We start from the raw sequence: 537 nt of genomic DNA, 5'->3' as shown, positions 1-537 counted from the left end.
GCACGGCGGCCGCCACCGCGCAACTGGTCAACCTGCTGCCGGCCTCCTGCCTGAAGCTGGATGCCGACGGTCACAGTCACCGCATCCTGCTCAGCGAACTGCAGCTCGGTAACCAGGTGCTGGTGCAGCCCGGCGGATTGATCCCGGCTGACGGCGTGATTCTCAGCGGGCAATCCAGCGTCGACGAGTCGGTTCTAACGGGGGAATACCTGCCTCTTCCACGCAGTGCCGGCGATTCGGTTACCGCCGGCACCCTCAATGTCGAAGGCCCGCTGACCGTGGAGGTCCAGGCACTGGGCGACGACACCCGGCTGTCCGCCATTGTCCGCCTGCTGGAACGCGCCCAGGGCGACAAACCCAAGCTCGCCGAACTGGCTGACCGCGTCGCCCAATGGTTTCTGCTGGTGGTGCTGGTGGTGGCCAGCATCGTCGGCCTGGTCTGGTGGCAGATCGACCCGCAACGCGCCTTCTGGATTGTCCTCGCGCTGCTGGTCGCAACCTGCCCCTGCGCCCTTTCGCTGGCGACCCCCACTGCAC

General features: G+C 66.9%; 1 protein-coding gene. It reads left to right on the top strand.

What is annotated here, in order from left to right; genetic code table 11:
* Positions 1-537, top strand: a 537-nt coding sequence (locus ACU8YC_RS26045) for an HAD-IC family P-type ATPase (RefSeq protein WP_446896119.1), incomplete at both ends; no start/stop codon positions are given.

The organism is Citrobacter sp. VF227 (assembly GCF_052950715.1).
Note: the sequence above shows the minus strand (reverse complement) of the source record. Positions and strands in the feature narration are given on the sequence as shown.